16 protein-coding genes, 4 tRNA genes and 3 rRNA genes are annotated in these 23705 nt (G+C 44.5%); 8 read left to right on the top strand and 15 right to left on the bottom strand.

Features of this window, described 5'->3' with window-relative positions:
* Window positions 1-228: 228 nt before the first annotated feature.
* A tRNA-Ser gene (locus tag ACK28X_RS02575) sits at window positions 229-318 on the top strand.
* 97 nt (window positions 319-415) lie between these two features.
* On the opposite strand, the gene ACK28X_RS02570 is transcribed toward ACK28X_RS02575, so the two are convergent.
* Window positions 416-1285 carry an MFS transporter gene (locus tag ACK28X_RS02570; protein ID WP_412058102.1) on the bottom strand — a complete coding sequence of 290 codons (870 nt, stop codon included), beginning with the start codon at window positions 1283-1285 and terminating at the stop codon, window positions 416-418.
* On the bottom strand, window positions 1215-1538 hold the full coding sequence (locus ACK28X_RS02565) for an MFS transporter (protein WP_412058101.1): 324 nt from the start codon (window positions 1536-1538) through the stop codon (window positions 1215-1217). The genes ACK28X_RS02570 and ACK28X_RS02565 overlap by 71 nt, the downstream gene beginning before the upstream one ends.
* Before the next feature lie 2046 nt (window positions 1539-3584).
* Between ACK28X_RS02565 and ACK28X_RS02560 the strand changes: the two genes are divergently transcribed.
* Both ACK28X_RS02560 and ACK28X_RS02555 read left to right on the top strand, forming a co-directional pair.
* A complete protein-coding gene (locus tag ACK28X_RS02560) occupies window positions 3585-4547 on the top strand; it encodes an NAD-dependent epimerase/dehydratase family protein (protein ID WP_412058100.1) in 963 nt (320 codons plus the stop codon).
* Between the two features lie 2 nt (window positions 4548-4549).
* Complete coding sequence (locus ACK28X_RS02555) at window positions 4550-5269, top strand: hypothetical protein (protein ID WP_412058099.1); 720 nt, start codon at window positions 4550-4552, stop codon at window positions 5267-5269.
* A gap of 118 nt (window positions 5270-5387) precedes the next feature.
* Here the strand turns inward: ACK28X_RS02555 and ACK28X_RS02550 are convergent.
* The 7 genes from ACK28X_RS02550 to ACK28X_RS02520 all read right to left on the bottom strand — a co-directional run bounded on the left by ACK28X_RS02550 (window position 5388) and on the right by ACK28X_RS02520 (window position 11139).
* Window positions 5388-5464 (bottom strand) — tRNA-Met (locus tag ACK28X_RS02550).
* Between the two features lie 305 nt (window positions 5465-5769).
* Window positions 5770-5884, bottom strand: a 5S ribosomal RNA gene (gene rrf / locus ACK28X_RS02545).
* Window positions 5885-5978: 94 nt separating this feature from the next.
* Window positions 5979-8788, bottom strand: a 23S ribosomal RNA gene (locus ACK28X_RS02540).
* A 48-nt stretch (window positions 8789-8836) separates the two neighbouring features.
* The gene (locus ACK28X_RS02535) at window positions 8837-8965 is read right to left on the bottom strand and encodes a hypothetical protein (protein ID WP_412057304.1); all 129 of its coding nucleotides are present in this window, start codon (window positions 8963-8965) and stop codon (window positions 8837-8839) included.
* Window positions 8966-9209: 244 nt separating this feature from the next.
* Window positions 9210-9285 (bottom strand) — tRNA-Ala (locus tag ACK28X_RS02530).
* A 36-nt stretch (window positions 9286-9321) separates the two neighbouring features.
* Window positions 9322-9398: transfer RNA gene (locus ACK28X_RS02525), tRNA-Ile, on the bottom strand.
* A 247-nt stretch (window positions 9399-9645) separates the two neighbouring features.
* Window positions 9646-11139, bottom strand: a 16S ribosomal RNA gene (locus ACK28X_RS02520).
* The 16S, 23S and 5S rRNA genes sit together here with 3 tRNA genes alongside, the layout of an rRNA operon.
* A gap of 681 nt (window positions 11140-11820) precedes the next feature.
* Between ACK28X_RS02520 and ACK28X_RS02515 the strand changes: the two genes are divergently transcribed.
* From ACK28X_RS02515 to ACK28X_RS02500, 4 genes are all read left to right on the top strand, one after another.
* Window positions 11821-12213, top strand: a complete 393-nt coding sequence (locus tag ACK28X_RS02515) for a Fur family transcriptional regulator (RefSeq protein ID WP_412058098.1) — start codon at window positions 11821-11823, stop codon at window positions 12211-12213.
* A gap of 138 nt (window positions 12214-12351) precedes the next feature.
* Window positions 12352-13437, top strand: a complete 1086-nt coding sequence (locus tag ACK28X_RS02510) for an HlyD family secretion protein (protein WP_412058097.1) — start codon at window positions 12352-12354, stop codon at window positions 13435-13437.
* Window positions 13438-13464: 27 nt separating this feature from the next.
* Window positions 13465-15033 carry a DHA2 family efflux MFS transporter permease subunit gene (locus ACK28X_RS02505; protein ID WP_412058096.1) on the top strand — a complete coding sequence of 523 codons (1569 nt, stop codon included), beginning with the start codon at window positions 13465-13467 and terminating at the stop codon, window positions 15031-15033.
* Between the two features lie 97 nt (window positions 15034-15130).
* Window positions 15131-16312 (top strand): iron-containing alcohol dehydrogenase, encoded by a 1182-nt coding sequence (locus ACK28X_RS02500; protein ID WP_412058095.1) that lies wholly within the window; start codon window positions 15131-15133, stop codon window positions 16310-16312.
* Between the two features lie 11 nt (window positions 16313-16323).
* Here ACK28X_RS02500 and ACK28X_RS02495 read toward each other — a convergent pair whose 3' ends face one another.
* From ACK28X_RS02495 to ACK28X_RS02485, 3 genes are all read right to left on the bottom strand, one after another.
* The gene (locus tag ACK28X_RS02495) at window positions 16324-17457 is read right to left on the bottom strand and encodes a type III PLP-dependent enzyme (protein ID WP_412058094.1); all 1134 of its coding nucleotides are present in this window, start codon (window positions 17455-17457) and stop codon (window positions 16324-16326) included.
* 467 nt (window positions 17458-17924) lie between these two features.
* The gene (locus tag ACK28X_RS02490; RefSeq protein ID WP_412058093.1) at window positions 17925-18827 is read right to left on the bottom strand and encodes a hypothetical protein; all 903 of its coding nucleotides are present in this window, start codon (window positions 18825-18827) and stop codon (window positions 17925-17927) included.
* A 34-nt stretch (window positions 18828-18861) separates the two neighbouring features.
* Complete coding sequence (locus ACK28X_RS02485) at window positions 18862-19782, bottom strand: rhodanese-related sulfurtransferase (protein ID WP_412058273.1); 921 nt, start codon at window positions 19780-19782, stop codon at window positions 18862-18864.
* A 95-nt stretch (window positions 19783-19877) separates the two neighbouring features.
* Here ACK28X_RS02485 and ACK28X_RS02480 point away from each other — a divergent pair, with 95 nt between their 5' ends.
* Window positions 19878-20540 (top strand): bifunctional 4-hydroxy-2-oxoglutarate aldolase/2-dehydro-3-deoxy-phosphogluconate aldolase, encoded by a 663-nt coding sequence (locus ACK28X_RS02480; RefSeq protein ID WP_412058092.1) that lies wholly within the window; start codon window positions 19878-19880, stop codon window positions 20538-20540.
* A 16-nt stretch (window positions 20541-20556) separates the two neighbouring features.
* Here the strand turns inward: ACK28X_RS02480 and ACK28X_RS02475 are convergent, their stop codons facing one another.
* The 3 genes from ACK28X_RS02475 to ACK28X_RS02465 form a co-directional block, all read right to left on the bottom strand.
* The gene (locus ACK28X_RS02475; RefSeq protein ID WP_412058091.1) at window positions 20557-21372 is read right to left on the bottom strand and encodes a ferredoxin--NADP reductase; all 816 of its coding nucleotides are present in this window, start codon (window positions 21370-21372) and stop codon (window positions 20557-20559) included.
* Between the two features lie 308 nt (window positions 21373-21680).
* Window positions 21681-23012, bottom strand: coding sequence for an MFS transporter (locus ACK28X_RS02470; RefSeq protein ID WP_412058090.1), 1332 nt, complete (start codon window positions 23010-23012; stop codon window positions 21681-21683).
* Window positions 23013-23099: 87 nt separating this feature from the next.
* Complete coding sequence (locus tag ACK28X_RS02465) at window positions 23100-23543, bottom strand: Lrp/AsnC family transcriptional regulator (protein WP_412058089.1); 444 nt, start codon at window positions 23541-23543, stop codon at window positions 23100-23102.
* Between the last annotated feature and the right edge of the window lie 162 nt (window positions 23544-23705).

Raw genomic sequence — 23705 nt, 5'->3', positions numbered from 1 at the left:
CTCAAAGACCTACAAAATAGACTGTCTTTTTCAGTCCTGTTTCATAAATAAATATATAAGAGTGGTACCAGCCGAAAACGGCATCACACCTATGCAAGCGGAATTCTATGCACGGTCTTTTTAACAAAGTCAAGTAAACAACCAAAAAGGACTTGAATTTATAAAAATTGCTAGCTATTGAAGTTTTACTTAACTGCCACCGAGCGCACAACGGGTTCCCACCCTTTAGGAGAGATGGCTGAGTGGTTGAAAGCACCGCACTCGAAATGCGGCATAGGGGCAACTCTATCGGGGGTTCAAATCCCTCTCTCTCCGCCATTTATTGAGTTTACATAATATTAAAATATATTATTAAGAAATTATGATCTAAACCAAGCTATAGGTGCATTAGTAAATTATGTACGTACGCAAAAAATCAACTGTTTTTTGCGTATCTTTCAGTATAATAATAAGTCGCTACCATAAATGTTATAATAAGCCCTAAAATAACAATACCTCCCCAGCCAAATCGACTATAGATAAAGCCTCCTAAAGCCGACCCGATAGCGCCTCCTATAAAAAACACTACCATATAAAGACCATTAATACGGCCGCGAGCCTCCGCCCCTAAACTATAAATAATTTTCTGCCCAATAACAAGGTTTGTCGTTACGCCAAAATCCAAGCTTATAGCTGCAATGCACAATAGAAAAACCCCGATTTTTGGTGTAAAAAATATAAGTCCTGCAAGAAAAAAACATATGCCTACCAATAGCATAGCCATGCTAGTTGCCTGATAAAACAGACCCTTATCGGAAAGGCGCCCAGCAATAGGCGCAGCAAATATACCGGCCGCTCCTGCAAATGCAAACAACGCGATTTCGCCTTGCGAAAAATTATAAGGAGCTCCCATCAAAAAGAGCGGTGCTGTAGTCCAAAATAAACTAAAAGCGCAAAATAAAAATGCATGATAAGTGGCACGCCGGCGTAAAATGGCATGTTGCTTCCATAATTTAACCATAGACAATAAAAGACTAAGGTAATTATATTTTGAAGTTGGAATTTTAGGTGGAAGAAATAGAAATAAAATAAAAAATACAAATAATAAAATAGCCGAAGATACATAAAATACAATATGCCAAGACCAAAATTCTGCTAAAAAACTAGCAAAAGGCCTAGCTAACATAATCCCTGCCATTAAACCGCTCATGACGTTCCCAACAGTGCTCCCCCGCCTATCCTCCGGAGCCAAATAAGCAGCGTAAGGAACGAGGATTTGGACCGCTGAGGAGGCAAGGCCTATCAAAGAGCGCAAAAGCCATTAATGCGGAAAACGTTTGCGTTGTTGCAAATCCTAACAAACTGGCAACTGCCATAACCACTAAAAACAAGATAAGCTTTTTATTATTAACGATATCAGCAAGGGGGACAATGAAGAACAGCCCAACCCCATAACCTAACTGATTTAATGTGACAATTAAGCTACTGGATGAAGTTTCTACATGGAAAGTTTTCGCAATAAGCCCAACTAGCGGCTGGCTATAATAAATACCTGCCACCAAAAATCCACAAGATAATCCAATTATAAGTGTTATTATATTTAAAGAAGGGTAGGATCCGCTACGTTGATGCATATCGTTATTTGTCCTTATTGCTTCTATCCCCCATCAAGCTTACAAGGTAAAATAAATTATATTACATTCACAATCACACTTCTGTGAGATAATATTTTGGCTCTTTTCGAGGACAAAAAAGCCGCCCTAATAGGATCAGGGCGGTTATAAAATAATTGGTTGGGCAACCGTTACATCGGCGCAAACGTTCTCTTTATAAAAAAGCGGAAGCAGATGACTCATCATCACTCGCCTCGTACATGCACGAGAAATAAATCAAAAAAAATCCACACCATTCGCTCGTCCAAGTGCTAAGAGGCACAAGAATGCTCCCCGCGAAATGGGCCGTACAGAGCCTCGATATCTTGCAAGATATATTAAAGTTTTGATAACAAAAGCTACTCCTAATGCAACTTCAATTAGTAGCAAAGACAAAATAAAAAGACCACAGTACGAACTTAAGCGCTTTGGCAGAGCCAGAGCTTTGTCAAACACCACCATGTATCTTACAAGAGACTACGTCGCCACACGGCGCGCATGGCTATGCAATCAACTACCTGAACTCTTTAAATGCTATAACGTTATCGTTGCTAACAAACTCCCTCAAAAACATATTTGTTACGCGAGCCAAACAATTAAAACACGGACTTTAGTAGCCTGCAGCGCCACATAATACAAACACCACAGCTCGCGCCTTAAAAGCCGTCCTCTTATTAAATATGAAGATGTCCCAAAATTACAAATATCGACAAAAGAACAAAATCACTTACTGTAGGAGCATCTTTTGTCCACATACGATCCATACAAAATTCCCAGCCCCACAAAATATAAACATATTGCGCATAACGCCAAAAAATATACCAAATATTACATACTAATATATTTTTACAGAGATATGAATTTTAATTGCAAGATATAAACTTAAGTTATACTATGGTTAAGCGAATTATTATATTAATGCTAATGAAAGGAATGTGTATAATGAAAATTGTTCTTGCAAGCAAACTCCGCACCATATCAAGCAATGGAATTAGCCTAGACGCAGCAGGCGGCGGCGGCAAATAATACGAGAGTGGTGTGCTGGATTACACAGCGCACCACTCTTTACTCTAGCATAAAAATGAGGAGTGGGTCCGCAAGTAAACAGTGTGGAGGATATTCGTGAAATCTAAAGCGGTTGAGGTTCAACTTTTGGATCATGGTTTTGCTGTTATACAAGGCAATGATTCAATAATGAAAGGATTGAAGGAGATATTTTTAAAGGGCGAACAGTATTTTTCTCGTGATATTATTAAAAAAAACAGGATGTTGATGAATCTGGTGTCCGAGGATATATTAAAAAATTTTCAGAATACTCTCAAAGCCCGGAGCGTCCCGATCTTTGTGAGAGCTTCATCTGTTGGAAAGGCGATAACGAACTAGCTGGGGGAAGCTGTTCAGCAAGTGCTGTAGAACTGAATCGTGCTATGCGGCCAATTATCTCTGAATACACCTCTATCGTAAATGTAATTTTCCAGAAGCTAAAACAATGTCTCTGTAAAGATTGTGGCCAAGATCTCATCGCAGGAAAAATGTCTTATCTCCAATTAAATTATTATCGCCCATCTGATTATGAGCGGGATATGCTGCAAGATCCTCATGAAGATGGGCATCTACTCACAGTCCTGAAGCCAACGGCGCCTGGGGCCGAAATACTATTAGATAAAAATATACACGAATTTCATTAGAAGCTAACGAAATTTTGCTGATGCCAGGCAGTCTGCTAAGCTATATGAGCGGCGGCATCATCCCTCCCTTATACCATAGAGTTACAAATGATAAAACGACGCTTATTAGACAGTCTCTCATGTATTTTGTGAACCCTGACCTAGATCAACATATTGTTCCGTGGGTTTCTAGCCCGACATTTAATCACTCATCTCTTAGAACTATGGCGATTGAAAACTCTCAAAAATTCGGTCTACCATCCCTAGAACAGATAAGGTTAAAGTAATGAAAGTAGCGATTTTAGGCGGAACTGGTTTTTTAGGCTCGCGAATAACACAACATTTTTTAATGGCAGGTGCACAGGTGTTTTTATTAAATCGAGGCACACGCAAGATTGCAGGTGCCGATACGATTGAATGCGACCGAAATAAAGCTGCTTCTCTCTCAGCAGCTGCCAAACAAATGCCAGAACTTGACCTTCTCATTGATTGCTCATCCTACACTTTAGAGCAAACAAAACTTGCCCTTAATACTTTAGCCCATAGGGTAAACCACTGGGTTCATATTAGCAGTGCGGCTGTTTATTCCTCCCCAGCTCAGCAGCCACATAGTGAAGAGGATGCAATAGGTGGCGCGCCGGTTTGGCAGGCATACGGCCATCAAAAAGCAGAAATTGATCATTTCTTACTTTCAACTCCGCAAGAGTCGCGAATTTCCATTCTGCGTCCGCCCTACATTTATGGGGCAGGCAACGATTCAGACCGTGAAACTTTTGTCTGGGCTCGCTGTCGTCGTGGGCAACCTATTTTCGTACCAGGGAGCGGGACACTACCCATGCAGTTCATCAACGTAGACGACATCCCCCGCCTCATTCATGAATTGCATAAAATTAATCATTGTCTCCCTGTAGAAGTATTTAATATTGGCGCGCCTTCTAATATATCGCAACTTGAATGGGTGGAGGCGGTAGCTACAGCAGCTGGTTACCGCGCTAAGCCCCTTTTACTTGCTGAAATGGACCACAAATTAGGTGCGCTGCAAGCTAGAAGTTATTTTCCATTCAGAGATTATCCGTGTCATCTCAATGTCGACAAGCTTGTAAAACATCTACCAAATTTCGTTTTTTCAGTTTTCGAAGATAGTCTCAACGCATTATACAAGTGCACCAGCTTAGCACTTCTAGATAAAGGAAGTTTAGCTTCGGATACAGAAGAAGCTCTGCTAAGCGTTTATAATTCAGGAAGATAAGAATGCCTCAGATCCACTACAAAAGTTGTCGTATCTTAGTCTTTGATGCAGGCGATGCAGCAGGAATTGATTTTTATCAAGCCCTAAAATTATGTGGTAAAAAATATCATGTGATCGCCGCAGACGCAAATCCTTACAGATTAAAAATGTGTTTAGGAGATGATAAATTTCTACTACCTGATATTCGTGAGGATAATGAAAACTTCCTTAACGCCGTTCAGAAAATACTAAAAAAAACAGAGCCGGATTTTATTTACGCAGCCGATACAGGGCCAATTTTAGATTGGTTAGTAACAAATCAAGATAGCGAATTATTTAAAGGAAAAGTTTTTTTATCCCCCTCTGAAGCAATGGAGGTTTATGAAAACAAATGGCTCTCTTATCACTTTATGAAGCGTGCTGACGTTGTACTTCCCGAGACAATATTAATTAGCTATAGAGATGAGCTAAAAAAATTTCTAAAAAAACATGGCAATATATGGCTCAGAGCCACGCATGGAAGCGGCGGCGTTGGTTCTTTGCCAACTGCCAGCTATGAAATGGCATGTGCATGGATTGATCACGCTAACGGGTGGGGCCGATTTACAGCAGCAGAAGTACTGACAAAAAAAATGGCTACTTGGATTGGCATTTGGGCTAATGGCCAATTACTAGCTAGTCAGTCACGGGCAAGGTTATATTGGGAATATGCCAGCCTATCCCCTTCAGGTGTCACTTTTTAAAAAATAAAGGGGGAATTTTGGCAAAGGCGACCTCTGCTATGTTTTCGCTTGGCTTCTTTCATCCGGTTTCGAGGACAAAAAAGCCGCCCTAATAGGATCAGGGCGGTTATAAAATAATTGGTTGCGGGGGCAGGATTTGAACCTGCGGCCTTCAGGTTATGAGCCTGACGAGCTACCGGGCTGCTCCACCCCGCGACAAAACTTGAATAATCAGATAAGCTTTATATAAAGCGTTATAAGGAGCCACTCATGGATATAATTCATCTACTAAGAAGACAAATAGCTGTTTTAAGAGTATATCTTAAAACCTGCCCTACTATACCACAAACTGTTCCCTACTTGAATATCAAAACCACCCTATATCTGTAATAGATCAATGGATTTCATTCAGTCTGACATTTCAATAGTGCTATATCCTATGTCTTTTCCATTAGAGGAAAAGCATAGATATTCAATAAAGCTATTTTTAATAAAACCGTTCTGTTTAATACGCTTAGCAGACCTGGCAGCGACCTACTCTCCCGTGCCTTAAGGCAAAGTACCATTAGCGCTGGAACGTTTCACGACCGAGTTCGGAATGGGATCGGGTGCAGCCGCTCCGCCATAACCACCAGGTCGGCAAAGCGCATTAAACAAAGAAGCTGGTTTTTCAAAAGGCGTGGCATAAAAAATATGCCTTTATTCACTATGATGAACATAAGCAATAAGAACGATCAAGTCAATCGAACGATTAGTATCAGTAAGCTTCATGTGTTACCACACTTCCACACCTGACCTATCAACGTGGTCGTCTTCCACGGTTCTCGAGGGAATACTTGTTTCCAGGTGGGTTTCCCGCTTAGATGCCTTCAGCGGTTATCCCGTCCGTATATAGCTACCCTGCTATGCGGCTGGCGCCACAACAGGTCCACCAGAGATACGTCCATCCCGGTCCTCTCGTACTAGGGACAGATCCTGTCAATATTCCTACACCCACGGCAGATAGGGACCGACCGAACTGTCTCACGACGTTCTGAACCCAACTCACGTACCGCTTTAAATGGCGAACAGCCATACCCTTGGGACCTGCTCCAGCCCCAGGATGCGATGAGTCGACATCGAGGTGCCAAACAACCCCGTCGATATGGACTCTTGGGGGTCATCAGCCTGTTATCCCCGGCGTACCTTTTATCCGTTGAGCGATGGCCCTTCCACACGGGACCACCGGATCACTATGACCGTCTTTCGACTCTGTTCGACTTGTCAGTCTCACAGTCAGGCGGGCTTATGCCATTGCACTCGACGAACGATTTCCGACCGTTCTGAGCCCACCATCGCGCGCCTCCGTTACTCTTTAGGAGGCGACCGCCCCAGTCAAACTACCCACCATACACTGTCCTGGATCCGGATAACGGACCGCAGTTAGACATCCATGTCGATAAGGGTGGTATTTCAAGGATGACTCCACAAGGGCTGGCGCCCCTGCTTCAAAGTCTACCACCTATCCTACACATGTCGAAACGAATGCCAGTGTAAAGCTATAGTAAAGGTGCACGGGGTCTTTCCGTCTAACCGCAGGAACCCCGCATCTTCACGGGGAATTCAATTTCACTGAGTCTACGTTGGAGACAGCGGGGAAGTCGTTACGCCATTCGTGCAGGTCGGAACTTACCCGACAAGGAATTTCGCTACCTTAGGACCGTTATAGTTACGGCCGCCGTTTACTGGGGCTTCAATTCAATGCTTGCACATCTCCTCTTAACCTTCCAGCACCGGGCAGGCGTCAGACCCTATACGTCGTCTTGCGACTTCGCAGAGCCCTGTGTTTTTGGTAAACAGTCGCTACCCCCTGGTCTGTGCCACCCTCTAACGGTTGCCCGCTAAAGGGTCACGCTTCTTCCGAAGTTACGCGTGCAATTTGCCGAGTTCCTTCAACGTAGTTCTCTCAAGCGCCTTGGTATTCTCTACCTGTCCACCTGTGTCGGTTTCGGGTACGGTCTATATGTGGGAGCTATTTCCTGGAACTGCTTCACTGCAAGATCAATCCATTAAGACCTTACAATTTACGCAATCCGTCACTTCCCACAGGTCCACGAATATTAACGTGGTTCCCATCGACTACGCCTTTCGGCCTCGCCTTAGGGGCCGACTAACCCTGCTCAGATTAACTTTAAGCAGGAACCCTTGGACTTTCGGCGAGGGAGTCTCTCACTCCCTTTATCGTTACTCATGTCAGCATTCTCACTTCCGATACCTCCAGGAGCTCTCACGAGTCTCCCTTCACAGGCTTACGGAACGCTCCGCTACCACTTGCTTTACAGCAAATCCACAGCTTCGGTGTATGGCTTTAGCCCCGTTACATTTTCGGCGCAAAGACCCTTATTTAGACCAGTGAGCTGTTACGCTTTCTTTAAATGATGGCTGCTTCTAAGCCAACATCCTGGTTGTTTTGGGATCCTCACATCCTTTCCCACTTAGCCATAACTTGGGGACCTTAGATGGTGGTCAGGGTTGGGTTTCCCCTCTCCACGACGGACGTTAGCACCCGCCGTGTGTCTGCCAGCTATTTCTTCCAGGTATTCGGAGTTTGGTTAGGTTTGGTAATCCGGTGAGGACCCCTAGCCCATCCAGTGCTCTACCCCCTGGAGAATTCAGCTGACGCTCTACCTAAATAGATTTCGCGGAGAACCAGCTATTTCCGAGTTTGATTGGCCTTTCACCCCTAGCCACAAGTCATCCCAATCTATTGCAACAGATACGGGTTCGGCCCTCCAGTAAGTGTTACCTTACCTTCAGCCTGCTCATGGCTAGATCACTCGGTTTCGGGTCTAATCCAACGAACTGTACGCCCTATTCAGACTCGCTTTCGCTACGCCTACACCTACCGGCTTAAGCTTGCTCGTTAGACTAAGTCGCTGACCCATTATACAAAAGGTACGCCGTCACCCAGAACTAATCTTGGGCTCCGACTGTTTGTAGGCATTCGGTTTCAGGTTCTCTTTCACTCCCCTCGTCGGGGTGCTTTTCACCTTTCCCTCACGGTACTGGTTCACTATCGGTCATGCACGAGTACTTAGGCTTGGATCGTGGTCGACCCATGTTCAGACAGGATTTCACGTGTCCCGCCCTACTCTAGGACTTATAAAACTTCTACGTATACGGGGCTATCACCCTCTCTAGCCCGACTTTCCAATCGGTTCTACTTCTATTTTATAAGCCACTGGCCTGGTCCGCGTTCGCTCGCCACTACTAGCGGAGTCTCTATTGATGTCCTTTCCTACAGGTACTTAGATGTTTCAGTTCCCTGCGTTCGCTTCTTACACCCTATTTTATTCAGATGAAGATACCTTTATGAACGCTAGAAACTTAAACTGTCCCTAAAGACAGCTTATATTCCTAGCGCTCAAGGTGGGTTGCCCCATTCGGAAATCTACGGATCAAAGGTTATTCGCACCTCCCCATAGCTTATCGCAGCGTATCACGTCCTTCATCGCCTGTGCATGCCAAGGCATTCACCAAATGCCCTTAAGACACTTGATCGTTCTCATTGCTAATATTCATCACTGCCAAACTTTGTGCAAAGTGTGGCTAAATATCAGCAGAAAGACCAGCTTCTTGAGATATATTCGATGGTGCAGTTATCAACCAATCATCTGCAAAGGTTTGAGCTTTCCCTTGCGACACGCCTAAAGCAATCTTTCCTAATCTTACAACCAAACTCTAAACTAAAATTAGAAAATTTCTTCACTAACCCTAGCATAAACCCTGATACCTAAGACTAGAAAAAACCTAATACTATAACAAATGCTACAATATCAGACCTTCAGCGTCCGAACATATCTTCTATTCACGATTTCAATAGAACAGGCAGATCATCTAACGATAATCCGCAATATCTTACCCTTCTTCCATGTATCTTTTAAAGTTCAACCCCTCAAATTAACCACCACACCAATGATTATGGTGGAGCCGGACGGGATCGAACCGACGACCCCCTGCTTGCAAAGCAGGTGCTCTCCCAGCTGAGCTACGGCCCCATCTTCAGAAGCTTGCGCCCCTAATTAAACCATTCCTGGTGGGCCTGGGAGGACTTGAACCTCCGACCTCACGCTTATCAAGCGCGCGCTCTAACCAACTGAGCTACAAGCCCTAAGTCACAAGTCGCCCTAAACCCTGCCTTTAAGGCCAAGCTAAACAGCTTCATAAAAGCGCTCTAAGCTAACCTATAGGCTTGCGATACATGTCTAGAAAGAGAAACGAAGACGGCATGTCTGCCATATTAGTCTAGTGCTTTAGTTAATAGTTACCCACTAACCTATCCACTAAACTCTGTGTCTAATCAGAATGTAAAGGCTTATCATCCCTAAAGATAACAACCAATTCACACTCTTCCTTAGAAAGGAGGTGATCCAGCCGCAGGTTCCCCTACGGCTACCTTGTTACGACTTCACCCCAGTCGCTGACCCTACCGTGGTTGCCTGCCTCCTTGCGGTTAGCACAGCACCTTCGGGTAAAACCAACTCCCATGGTGTGACGGGCGGTGTGTACAAGGCCCGGGAACGTATTCACCGTGGCATGCTGATCCACGATTACTAGCGATTCCAACTTCATGCACTCGAGTTGCAGAGTGCAATCCGAACTGAGATGGCTTTTGGAGATTAGCTCGACCTCGCGGTCTCGCTGCCCACTGTCACCACCATTGTAGCACGTGTGTAGCCCAGCCCGTAAGGGCCATGAGGACTTGACGTCATCCCCACCTTCCTCTCGGCTTATCACCGGCAGTCCCCTTAGAGTGCCCAACTGAATGCTGGCAACTAAGGGCGAGGGTTGCGCTCGTTGCGGGACTTAACCCAACATCTCACGACACGAGCTGACGACAGGCATGCAGCACCTGTCTCCGATCCAGCCTAACTGAAGGTTCTTGTCTCCAAAAACCGCGATCGGGATGTCAAGGGCTGGTAAGGTTCTGCGCGTTGCTTCGCTTCGAATTAAACCACATGCTCCACCGCTTGTGTGGGGGCCCCCGTCAATTCCTTTGAGTTTTAATCTTGCGACCGTACTCCCCAGGCGGAATGTTTAATGCGTTAGCTGCGCCACCGAACAGTATACTGCCCGACGGCTAACATTCATCGTTTACGGCGTGGACTACCAGGGTATCTAATCCTGTTTGCTCCCCACGCTTTCGCACCTCAGCGTCAGTAATGGACCAGTGAGCCGCCTTCGCCACTGGTGTTCCTCCGAATATCTACGAATTTCACCTCTACACTCGGAATTCCACTCACCTCTTCCATACTCAAGATACCCAGTATCAAAGGCAGTTCCAGGGTTGAGCCCTGGGATTTCACCTCTGACTTAAATATCCGCCTACGTGCGCTTTACGCCCAGTAAATCCGAACAACGCTAGCCCCCTTCGTATTACCGCGGCTGCTGGCACGAAGTTAGCCGGGGCTTCTTCTCCGGTTACCGTCATTATCTTCACCGGTGAAAGAGCTTTACAACCCTAAGGCCTTCATCACTCACGCGGCATGGCTGGATCAGGGTTGCCCCCATTGTCCAATATTCCCCACTGCTGCCTCCCGTAGGAGTCTGGGCCGTGTCTCAGTCCCAGTGTGGCTGATCATCCTCTCAGACCAGCTATGGATCGTCGCCTTGGTAAGCCATTACCCTACCAACTAGCTAATCCAACGCGGGCTCATCCATCTCCGATAAATCTTTCTCCCTAAGGACGTATACGGTATTAGCACAAATTTCTCTGTGTTATTCCGTAGAGATGGGTAGATTCCCACGCGTTACTCACCCGTCTGCCGCTCACAGTAAACTGTGCGCTCGACTTGCATGTGTTAAGCCTGCCGCCAGCGTTCGTTCTGAGCCAGGATCAAACTCTCAAGTTTATGCTTTTGAAAATTTGATCGGCTTTTCTTGGTCTATCTGCTTAACCAAACCTCCGCAAAAATCTACCATAGCAAACCTTCGCTTCTATCCAGTAAGCAGACCAATCTGGTCACGCTTGAATCGACGAGAACATATTTACACACCAATCTAATCTTACGATTAAATCCGGTATTAACATCTTCTCTCGAAAAACGTGCCGCCATATTCTCTTTGAAGCTCTCGCTTCTGCAGACTATGCCGCCCACGTTTCTCTTTCTATCTATTCTATTTTCAAAGAACCAACAGACTTATCGTCCGTTCATCACCCGTTAAACTAAAGAAAAGATACCTCAGCAAATGCCTCAATCATCTCTCATCCTTCCGTCTAACCCCAAGAGCGCAACCCTCTGTCGCCAGCGGCGCCCCGCCCTCGTTGTGTCGCCATATAGCCCCCACACCACAAAAATGTCAACACCCCTTTTCCATTTTTTTCACTTTTTTCCAAAATATCACACCCCACCACCCCCCTAAACCATATCCTTCATTGAAGCATTGATCATACATAAAGGCTGGTTTATAATTTATCACTTCTTGTTTCTTACGCACTCTCCCTGCCCGGTTGGCGGAGAGCACCAAAAGAGAAACGCTCTTTCAATCTCTCTATGGTATTAAGCGTAGTGCTTATCCTAAAGGAGGATCGCATGCCTAATAGCCTCACCCGTAATCAAAGCCTTGTACTTAATACTCTGCTTCACGCAAAAGCTCCCCTTAGCGCGTATACTATCCTTGACCGCTTGCGAGGCGAAGGGTTTCGTGCGCCACTACAAGTTTATCGTGCGCTAGAAAAGCTCATCGAAAAACAGTACGTCCACCGCTTGGACAGTGCTAACGCTTTCATGGCCTGCGCTAAACCAGAAGGATGCACAACTGGGCTTAACGCTTTTATGATTTGCGAAAAATGCGGTCATGCGCGTGAAATCCCCGATACAGGCCTGCAAACGGCTATCAGCTGCCTTGCTCAAAAAAATGGTTTTTTACCGCAAAATACAAACATAGAAATACGCGGCCTTTGTATGCAATGCACAATAAAATGATCAATAAGACGCTTGAAACAACATAACGCTGCCTTTATTCTTTTAACAACCGGATGTAATACAATACCTAAAATTTATCTCCATCTTAAATGTCGTTTCTTAAGTTTTACGCAAATAAAAATTGAAAGCATAAAACCCATGTCTGAAACTACCTCTCTTCCGCCGCATGTACCTCAATCTTCTTCGCAAAAAAGTAGCCTCCGTAAAAACATTTTTTACACTATTCTCTTTCTTCTATTGATTACTATTGGCTGGTATGGCTTTCATTGGTGGACTACAGATCGTTTTATGATTTCCACTGATGATTCCTATATCCAAGGTGATATAGCCACCATAGCACCGAAGCTGAATGGCTATATCGAGTCCATACCTGTAACCGCAAACCAAGCAGTAAAAGCGGGGGATATTCTTTTTAAACTTGAGGATAAGGATTATCAAATTGCCTATCAACAAGCTCAGGCGAGGCTTGATACCCAAGAAAAAACGATACAACGCTTTGAAGCCCAAATAACTGCAGCACGCACCAGCTTGGATGAAGCGATATCGCAAAAAAAAGCTATTGATGCAGCGGCCAAAAATGCTTTTGCCATTCTAGAGCGGACTAAGAAACTTAATGCAGGCAATTTTGCCCCTCAATCTACCGTTGACAACGCGCAAACTGCCTATGACCAAGCCCAAGCTAATATCACCAGCGCTCAAGCCCGTATAGCTGCCGCCCGCGCAAATATCGCCGTGGTCGAAGCCCAGCGCAAAGAGGCCAACAGTCAAACGCGTATCCTAGAACTGGATCGAGATAAAGCAAAAAATGCCCTTGATCACACCCTTATCCGTGCTCCGTTTGATGGGATCATCGCTAATATTTCAGCAAAGCTGGGTAATTTTGTCACCAATGGACAACGCTTAGCCGCCCTCATTCCCAATAACAATCTCTATATCGAGGCCAATTATAAAGAAACCCAATTATCCAACCTGCGGCCTGGGCAACCTGTTTATATAACCATTGATGGCGTAAAAGGACGGCATTATACGGGAAAAGTTCTGTCTATTGCACCGGCATCAACCGCGCTTTTCTCTATAATTCCTGCGCAAAATGCCACGGGCAATTTCACAAAAATTGTCCAGCGCGTCCCTGTCCGTATCGCCCTCCCAAGCGAGGTTCTAAGCGATGGGCAAGCCCGAGCGGGGATGAGCGCAGAAGTCACCATTGATACAAAACCCCAATAACATAAGCCATCAATCAAGGCCAAAGCAATGCTTCAGACCACACAAAGTCCTGGGGAACCATCTATAGACGGCCGTAAAGTTATAGCCTTTATCGCCATGATTTTTGGCATGTTTATGGCCATCTTGGATATCCAAATCGTCTCCTCCTCTCTTGCAGAGATCCAAGCAGGACTTTCTGCTAGCTCTGAAGAGGCATCATGGATTCAAACCTCTTATCTAATTGCTGAAGTTATTATGATTCCTCTCTCGGGCTTCTTGGGGCGGCTTTTATCCACACGAGTTTTATTTTCACTCTCAGCTACAGGATTCACTATTGCCTCTATCCTTTGCGCCACAGCAACGAGTATCAATGAGATGATTATCTACCGCGCCATACAAGGCTTTATCGGCGGCGCAATGATTCCTAGTGTCTTTACCGCAGCCTTTACGATCTTTCCACCTTCAAAGCGTTCTATTGTTTCTCCTTTGGTGGGGCTCATTGCCACGATTGCCCCTACCATTGGCCCTACCGTTGGCGGATATTTGAGCCATGATTTTTCATGGCATTGGTTGTTTCTAATCAATGTTCCCTTTGGGGTGGCGGTCGCTATCCTTAGCTGGAAATTCATTGATTTTGACAAAGCAAACCACACTCTTTTTAAAAAATTCGACTGGTGGGGTCTCCTTGGCATGGGCGCGTGTTTAGGTTCATTAGAATATATTCTGGAAGAAGGACCACGGCACGAATGGCTTCAAGACACAAGTATTTTTGTTTGTAGCATTATTATGATCCTCGGCGGCCTTTTGTTCTTTTGGAGAGCCACCACCGCAGCAGAACCTATTGCTGACATTAGCGCTTTTAGAAATAAGAATTTCGCGTTGGGCTGCACCTTTTCTTTTGTATTAGGTATTGGGTTATATGGGTTAACTTACTTATATCCGATATTTTTGGGTAGCATACGAGGTTATGATTCGCTTATGATTGGAGAAACCATGTTTCTTTCTGGTCTCAGCATGTTTATTAGCGCGCCATTAGCTGGGATTTTGTCCACGCGTCTTGATGCGCGGCTTATGATGTTACTTGGTTTTATTGGCTTTGCTATTGGTACGTGGATGCCTATTAGCATTACCTCTGAGTGGGATTTTTGGGAGCTCTTTTGGCCACAAATCTTTCGTGGATTTTCCATTATGCTATGCATGGTACCCATTAACAACATTGCGCTCGGTACCCTTCCGCTTGATCAAGTTCAAAAAGCTTCTGGGCTGTTTAACCTAACACGGAATTTAGGTGGTGCCGTAGGACTTGCTGCCATTAGCTCCATCCTTACAAAACGCGGCGATTTTCATTATGCACGCTTAGCAGAAAGCATCTCTTGGAATAATACACAAGCCCAAGGCTTACTTGAGACGCTCAGCCATTCGCTTAATATTGGCTTAGAGTCACAAGGTGTAGCACTTATGCAACTTTATGGAATGACACGTCAACAAGCTAGCGTTATGGCGTTCAGCGATGCGTTCCTTTTGCTCACCTTCATATTCTTAGGACTAAGCCTACTCATTTTTGTATTAGAAAAACCGCCGAAATCAGTAGGAAATTCCGATATTATAGGCCATTAAAATATTCAAAGCATGATATAAACTAGAATTTAAGATTAAAGCGAAATCTGCCCTTGAGTAAACATTCTGTATAGACAACCAAAGGGATGCCATAACTATGGAAACAACCAAAATCCAGGAAGAATGGCACTTTCCTACGCATATTTTCTTAGAGGCAGGCGGGATTCGTAATTTGAAAAACCGCCTTACTGACTATGGCATAAAATCGGCTATGGTCATCACCGATCGCAACCTTACCAACTCTACTATACTGCAAAAACTGCTACGCCGCTTGGATAAGACCTCTTTTAACTTTGGCGTATTTTCTGAACTCGACGGCGTACCATGCGCTCCTACCATAGAACGTGGTGCTCTTCTCTATCAAGATGGGGGCTTCCAAGCCATCATTGCCTTTGGAAGCGGGGATACCATAGACCTTGCCAAATTGATTGCTTGGCGTACGGCCCAACCTGTTGAAAATAGCAAACTTTTTCAATCAATATCCCAACCCAAGATCATTACTATCCCCACCGTTGCTGGTAGCGGGGCTGAGGTTACCGATTCAGCCTATTTTATGCATCAAAATGAAAAAGCTGGCAAATATGTCAAAAACCCCCTGATGCGACCCCATCTGGCTTTATTAGACCCCAAGCTTACTGCTTGTGCACCGCCTAGAACCACAGCTGCCGCCACCATGATTACCTTCACACAAGCGTTCGAAGCATGGTGTATCAATTCCTTTAATCCTATAGCTGATTCATTGGCTATTACGGCCATGCGTCTCGTTTTTACGCATCTACCCCGCGCTATACAAAATCCTTCAGATTTGGAAACGCAAAAACAACTCCTCGCCGCCTCTATTACAGGCGCCTTAGCAGCTCAGAAAGGGCACGGACTTACCCCTTTGCTTGCCCATGCCCTTTGCCGACATCTTCCCATTGAATTCGGTATGGCAAATGCAATTCTCTTGCCTTATGTGGTAACCTTTTATACCTCAGCTATCGAAGAACGCATTTTAGAACTATGCGATGCCCTAGATATAAAAAATGGATTTTTGAGGGCTTTGCTGAAATTACGCAGAATGGCACACATCCCTCCCCGATTAAATGAACTCACAATCGAATCGAAAACCAAACCCATAACGCTTAAATTATTGAATAAAATCCATTTTGATAAAAATATAACCGCCTGCGCTCCACGCAAAGCAACAAAAGCAGATCTACGCGAGATTGTCTCTTCTGCCTATTATGGCACATATAACAAAACGCCTCGCCCTAAAGGCGAGGCGCAAAAGAAATAAGAACGCACTATTCAAATAACATAAGACCGCAACGGTTCAAACCCATTAAAAGCTACTGAAGCGTACGTCGTTGTATAAGCACCAGTCCCATGAATCAAAACTTCATCGCCCACAGTTAAAGAAAGAGGTAGTGGATAGGGTACCTTTTCATACATAACATCGGCTGAATCACAAGTAGGGCCGGCTAATACGCAAGGCCCCATAGGGTCATGGTCGCGCTCTGTTTCAATAGAGTAGCGAATCGCTTCATCCATAGTTTCAGCAAGGCCATTAAATTTACCTATGTCTAAATAAACCCAGCGCGTTTGCTCGTCCTTCGCCTTTTTTGAAATTAGTACAACTTCCGAACGAATAACGCCTGCATTTCCTACCATGCTGCGACCAGGTTCAATAACGGTTGCGGGTAAGTCATTACCAAAATGCTTACTAAGTGAATCAAAGATTGCCATCCCATAAGCCTGAGTAGAGGGTACGTCCTTTAAATAACGGGTTGGGAACCCGCCCCCCATATTAACTAATTTCAATATAATGCCTTCAGCCTTTAGCATTTGGAAAATATGTGCCGTTTCATCCAAAGCCTTATCCCAAGCGTGTAAATTAGTTTGCTGAGAGCCCACATGAAAAGAAACGCCATAAGCATCCAAGCCTAACTGGTGCGCATGGCGCAAAACATCAACGGCCATTGATGGCACACAACCAAATTTACGAGAAAGTGGCCATTCTGCACCTTCCCCATCAGTAAGAATACGGCAGAAAACCTGGGCGCCTGGAGCGGCACGCGCAATTTTTTCAACTTCCTCAATGCAATCTACAGCATAAAGCAAAATCCCATATGCATACGCACGCGCAATATCACATTCCTTTTTAATCGTATTGCCAAAAGAAATACGATTAGCTGTTGCGCCGGCCTCTAAAGCCATTTCAATTTCAGCGACCGAGGCGGTATCAAAGCTAGAGCCTAAAGATGCTAGGAGGCGCAAAATTTCTGGCGCAGGGTTAGCCTTCACCGCATAAAAAATTTGCGAGTGAGGAAGCGCCTTTTCAAAGCTTATATAATTCTCTCGCACAACATCAAGATCAAGGATAAGGCAAGGCCCTTCAGGACGACGAGCGGCTAAAAAATCACGGATACGTTGTGTTGCCATAGCATGTCTCCTGACATTTCCACGGGGTTGTTACCAATGTTAGTTATGAAATCGCACAATAAGGCATACGCAAATAGTATCTGCTCCGCTTAAAAAAACGCAAAATTTTACATAAGGGAAGCAAATAGCACAATAAACACTACATTAATCTTCGCCTGCCTTGTAGATTAAGAGATGTCCTTATCCTTTGGTTCACGAATACCGAAAGGGGCTTTTTGCGCGTACAATACCGATTTCTTTGACCATTTGGAAACTGGCTCTCCATGCACACGTATAAATTGTATTATAGACCATATAAGTCAAAGCTTCAATATATTTTTAAGATTTTTCTTAAAATGATCCTTGCTTTGCATGGCTATCACCGTTGCAAAGAGCGTTGTCTAATATTTTCTGTCGCTCCATCCAACGAACAAAGAACACCCTAATTTATCCGCAAACCACAGAGTAATAAACAGCCAAATACGTCATCATTGTACCCACGCCACGGTAAAGACCGCATAAAAAGTGATAAAGATAATACTTATCAGAGTTCCTACGCTGATAAAAGCGGCTGATCGACCAGACTCTAAATAATAAGTCTCAAGCACAATAATATTGGCGGCTGGAGGCAATAAACCAATAAAATAAAATACGAACATATTATCCCTAATAAGAGCGATATCAGCGTAATATCCGTAAAAAACTAAAAACGTTATCAAACAAGAGAAAAAGGCAAGACGCGAAAAAGACATCGTCAAAGACGCCCCAATATTTTGGTAATCAGACCATTTAGTCTTAGCAATCCACATCCCTAAAATAAACATACCTAAAAAGCTCATAATGAATTTAGCTGTGCCATAAATATACTGCCATTGCGTATCATAATGCGCTAAAAAAGAAGCATATGGTAAAAGGGCAACCCCTGCAATCACCGATATAATTACCGGTGAACGTAGCAAACGGAAAAACTTTGCCCGCGCTCGCATTTTAGGCATCATTAAAAACGTACAAACCGAATTACCAAAAATAGAGCTTCCCACATAAGCGGCCACCATCACCATAGTTACCCTATCGCCATAAAGAGCTACAGCCACTGGTAAGCCAAGCCAACCAATATTCAAAAAAGCAAAACAAAGGCTTTTTATCAAATCGCGTGTCACGAATAAAGCCGTTACTAACATCACTATCATGATCAGCACAATAGCCATCATGATCAAAAAAATACCTGGCTGGTGGAAGAGAATATTATAAATGCTAACGATAGGAATAAAAATATTCGTTAAGACCATCGCCGCCAATCGAGCTAATAAATCGACTCTAGCAAGATACCAGCGCCCGACTATAACCCCCAACAACAAATAAATTAAAGGAATCAAAATAGAAATCGACATCCTCGTCTCCCCCGCCTTTCTAAATCAAAGACCGTTATGAATACCCAATATGCGGTGCTACCCCGCGGCTCTTAGCCAATTGCACTTGTTTATGCCGCTCACGAAAACGGGCACGGTCGTCCTCCCCATGCTCATGATAACAACCAGCACACGACACCCCCTCCTCATAATTAGGGTGATGATGATCTTCTAACCCCAAAGGTCGACGACAAGCACGACATAATTGCAAAGCACTTTCCGAAAGCCCATGCCCTACCGCTACGCGCTCATCAAAAACAAAGCATTCACCATTCCACAGGCTTTGCGCTTTAGGAATATCTTCTAAATATTTCAAAACACCTCCCTTTAAGTGATAAACTTGGTCAAATCCCAAGCCACGTACATAGGCGGTAGATTTTTCACAGCGGATACCACCCGTGCAAAACATGGCAATTTTCTTCTTCTGTTTTAACAAAGCCAAGTTTTCTTGTACCCATCGCGGAAAGGCACGAAATGTCTTGATATGAGGATCAATAGCGCCCGCAAAAGTACCAATAGCGCATTCGTAATCATTGCGCGTATCAATCACAATCGTTTCGGGGTCTTGAATAAGCGCATTCCAATCTTGAGGCGGTACATATGTCCCCGCTGCTTGCAAAGGATCCACTTCTTCAACACCCATAGTAACGATTTCTTGCTTCAATCGCACTTTCATGCGGCGAAATGGCATTTTTGAAGCATAAGAATACTTAATCTCAGGTGCTGCTAATTCTGGTTGTTCAGTAATAAAAGCTACCAAACATGCAATGTCTTCTGCTTTCCCCGCTACAGTTCCGTTGATTCCTTCACGCGCAAGAAGTAGCGTGCCCTTAATGCCAGCTGCTTGACATAAGGCTCGTAAAGGCGCTTGCAACTGCTTATAACGTGTAAAACGCGCAAAACAATAAAGGGCCGCAACGGTATAGGTCTCATTCATAAGGGTGCTCACAGATAATTTCATAGCCATTGCATTGATTATTTAGTATCAATCAACAACGATAAATACAATAACTACTAAGAGGAGGCAATCCTATGCAAGAAAAAACCCAACGCCTTTTCACCTTATTGCAAAGCCAGCCTGTCATCCCTGTTATTCAAATCACTGATTTATCACACGCCATACCCTTGGCACGAGCTCTGGTCAAAGGAGGCTTGCCAGCAATCGAAATCACTTTACGCACGCCCATCGCCCTAGATGCTATCGAAATCATCGCTAAGAACGTTACAAGCGCTCTTATTGGCGCTGGCACTGTCTTGACCCCGCAACAATATACTCAAGCACAAAAAGCGGGTGCGCAATTTTTAGTAAGCCCTGGTCTTACCCAAGCGTTGATTGAAGTAGATAAAACAAGTTCTATTCCCCTCTTACCCGGTGCTATCACCCCCAGCGAAATGATGCAGGCCGCTGATCACGGCTATCAATATCTGAAATTTTTTCCAGCCCAAGCAGCAGGTGGAATTAATTTCCTTAAGTCTCTTGCTGCACCCCTCGCCCATCTCAAATTTTGCCCCACGAGTGGGATTTCTGAAGACACAGCCCCGCAATGGCTAGCGCTACCTAATGTTTTATGCGTAGGTGGCTCGTGGGTAGCACCTGATTCTCTCATCAAAACTCAAGATTGGTCCATGATCACGCAATTCGCGAAGCAAGCCTATACTTTGCGCTCTGCTAAACCGCCTCTGAGGAGAGCATAAACTAATAAATAGCACTTTAATCAACAAAGGCGCGTTCCACTACATAAGTAGCGGGGGCGTTATTGGCACCTTCTTCAAGACCAAAATCCCTGCACATAGCGGCGCAGTCTTTCAGCATCGCCATTGAGCCACAAATCATTACCCGATCTTCTTGCGGGTTGATCCTTGGTAAGCCTGTATCGCGAAAAAACTGGCCATCACGCATGACTGTAGTGATCCGCCCCATATGATCAGACGTTTCTTGGGTAGTCATAGGATAGAAATACAATTGCGGAGCAAACTCCCCAATCAATGGATCAGCATGCAAATCAGCAACCAATTCTTTAGCATAATTCAATTCCGCACATTGTCGGGTCGTTTGTACTAAAACAACCTGAGAAAACTTCTCATAGGTTTCGGGGTCGCGAATCAAGCTTGCAAAAGGTGCGACCCCCGTGCCCGTAGATAAAAGGTAAAGCCGTTTACCGGGTATCAGTGCATCTAAAACCAGCGTCCCCGTAGACTTTTTACGCATCAAAACTGTGTCACCCACTTGAATCTTTTGCAAATGTTCTGTCAAAGGACCGCCCAGCACTTTGATAGAAAAAAATTCAAGCTCCTCATCCCAAAAAGGGCTAGCGATAGAATAAGCACGAAAAATAGGCTTTGGCGCGTTAGGTAACCCGATCATCACAAATTCACCAGAGCGGAAACGAAAACTTTCAGGCCTTGTCAAACGGAATTTAAACAGCCGCTCCGTATAATGCTTAACTGCGCGCACTGTGAGAGCAAAAGTATTAGCAAGAGGGGGGATATCTCCTTGAGGCACAACCGAAAGGACGGGAGACTGCATACATACTTCCTTAATTAGCGTAGGGGGCGTTTTAGCTAGCATATGATTCTCAAACCCTAGCTTTAGCACAAACGCTACTACCAAATACGAAATGACCCGCCATCGCCACCATAGTCAACGAGCCTGCTTAACCATAGGCATATATAACCGCCTCCTATCTTAGTGCCAAGGGCTTTTTCAACCTATATTTCATGAATAACCTAAATAAAATCCCAATAAATTTTGTTCTGCCTATATAAAAGCCGCGCCGATGAATCGGCGCGGCATTAAAATATCTTAATGATTCTTACCTCTTAAAGATAAGCCTTTTAATTTTTATGCGCGATGTAATGCCTACCTTGGTCAAAGAGCGCCGTAAGACCCATAATAATAGCAAGCCCGACCAAAATTAAGATCACGCCTAAGGTAGAATGAGTAGGAGAAGCTGCGACTAAGCTTAAGGCACCCAAAGGGGCTAAACCGCCCGATAAAGCTGTCCCCACCTCTTGCGCTACACCTACGCCAGTTGAACGCACTTCCACGGGAAATTGGCGACTGAAGAATGACCCCTTAGTGGATTGGACTAAGCTTGAAAGCAAGCCAATACCTAAAGCCATAGCGTAATAAACCTTATAATCTTCACCCGTTTCCAAAAGCCACATAAAGGGCCCAGCAAGAACCGTCATCAAAACAGCCCCCGTTACCAATACAACTTTTGCACTCCAATAGTCGCACAAGCGACCGAATAAAGGCACAACGATAATCGCCAAAAGGCTTGCTAACATCACTGCCAAAGACGTTTGCGAGCCATGCATATGCTGATATTCCGTAAGATAGGCAATAGAAAAGGTCTTCACAATATAGGTGATTCCATTATAGCCTACGGCCACAAAAAAAACCACTAGCAATCCCTTGAAGTGGTGACGAAAAACATAGCGAAATACTGAAAGGTCAGCCTTCTTTTCGGGCCGAATGGCAACATATTGTGGCGTTTCAGGCAAGTTTCTGCGCACCCAAACGCCAATAAATGCTAAAACAAGGGAGCCAATAAAGGGGATACGCCAACCTCCTGCTAATAAGAATTCATCACCCCGCAAGGTTAAAAGATAAACGGTAATAGAAGAAAAGAACAGCCCAAGATTAAGCCCTAAAGCAGGCCAAGCGCCTTGCCTCCCACGATGGCTGGGGCTTGCATGCTCATAAGAAGCTACACCTGCACCAGCAAGTTCAGCGCCCGCGCCCAGCCCTTGAAACATACGCACCACAATCAACAATACGGGAGCCCAAACGCCAATCTTATCATAAGTCGGGATAAATCCAATCAAAGCCGTGGAAATGCCCATTAAAAAAAATGTGATAGTCAGTAGCTTTTTACGGCCAAAGCGATCACCAAAATAACCAAAAAACAAGCCACCAAAAGGCCGAATCATAAAACCTACTGCAAAGGTCGCAACAGCTTTAAGCGTTGCGGTTTGGCTATCGCCTGCAGCAAAAAAAACCTTACCAAAAACTATTGATGCCATGGTTGCGTAAAGATAAAAATCATACCATTCAAGCATTGATCCAGCAATTGTAGCCCAGCCGGCGGTACGTACGCGCGCCCTTGCTTGACTTTCTGTTTCTTTTATCTGAGGTTCTCCCGTTTCTTTTTTTATTTCCATACTTTTACTCCCCATCTATTTTTATTATTTCAATACAATGCCTTCATACATTTTAACAAGCAATAAATAATTACGGGTGCATCTCATTTAACGCATAATTTGCCGGATACTAAAACTAGATTGAATACGGGCAACGCCGGGCAAGCAAGAAAGGACTTCTTTATGAAAAGCTTCATAGGCAGCAGCATTTTTCACCACGACCCGTAGCCAATAATCGGCTCCCCCACTGATCAGATAACATTCTTTAATTTCACAAAAACCTTGAATAGCCTTCTCAAAACGACGCAAATAATCTTCTGTTTGCTTATCTAAAGTAATTTGAATAAGGGCAACAAAATCTTCATCCTCCGCATTACTGCCAATAAGAGCTATATAGCCAGCAATAACACCGCTTGCCTCCAAAATTTGTACACGCCGCAAACAAGCAGAAGCCGAAAGCCCTACCTCTTGTGCTAACAAAGCATTGGTCATGCGGCCATCACGGCGCAAGCACCGAATAATTTTTTTATCAATCGCATCTAGATTTAGCATTTTATGTAAAATACGCCCAGTTTTCATGCATAAGAAGCAATAAAATGCAAGAATCTTCAAAAAATCGCAACAAAATTCGGCAAGCGTTCACCTATTATACATAACAAATCGCTAAACGAAAGGGCGTGGTTCAGCCCCATATACCAACGGAGGAGGAGATGA

The sequence above is a fragment of the Bartonella sp. DGB2 genome (genome assembly GCF_046843095.1).
GTDB lineage: Bacteria > Pseudomonadota > Alphaproteobacteria > Rhizobiales > Rhizobiaceae > Bartonella.
The sequence above is the reverse complement of the archived record's forward strand: the minus strand, read 5'-3'. Positions and strand labels throughout refer to the sequence as shown.